Genomic DNA, 581 nt, shown 5'->3' with positions numbered 1-581 from the left:
CATGTGTTAGGCCTGCCGCCAGCGTTCAATCTGAGCCATGATCAAACTCTTCAATTTAAGATTTTGTGACTCAACGAATACTGACTTCAAAACTAATATTCATTGCTCTTTCGAAAAAGATTGATGAACATGTAATTCTAAAGCTATTACCATTCCAACAGAATGGTAATGAATTGACTGTGCCAAATAACCGAAGTTATTCGTATTGGTCACTCAGTTCATTGAAATCAAGTTTGTTACCGAAGTAACTGTTTTATCCAAAAGGATAAAACGTTTTGATATTCATCAACGAGTGCCCACACAGATTGATAGGTTTAAATTGTTAAAGAGCTTGCTCTCTAAAAAGAGAACGCTTTCAGTGCCTTAGCACTTAAGCAGGACGCATATAATACGCTTTCCACTTTGAAAGTCAACATAATATTCTAAGTTTTCACTCAGAAAACTATGTTGACTCATCTCTTTCGAGATAAGTCGAAATTAAAGCCTGGCGATGTCCTACTCTCACATGGGGAAGCCCCACACTACCATCGGCGCTATTGTGTTTCACTTCTGAGTTCGGCATGGAATCAGGTGGGTCCACA

At 38.7% G+C, this 581-nt stretch carries 1 rRNA gene; it reads right to left on the bottom strand.

The features are described from left to right. Positions 1-482: 482 nt before the first annotated feature. Positions 483-581, bottom strand: a 5S ribosomal RNA gene (rrf, locus tag F0229_RS21715); the annotation flags it as partial.

Origin of the sequence: Vibrio sp. AIC-3, from assembly GCF_013114515.1 — a bacterium.
Taxonomy (GTDB): Bacteria; Pseudomonadota; Gammaproteobacteria; order Enterobacterales; family Vibrionaceae; genus Vibrio; species Vibrio crassostreae_C.
The sequence above is the reverse complement of the archived record's forward strand: the minus strand, read 5'-3'. Positions and strand labels throughout refer to the sequence as shown.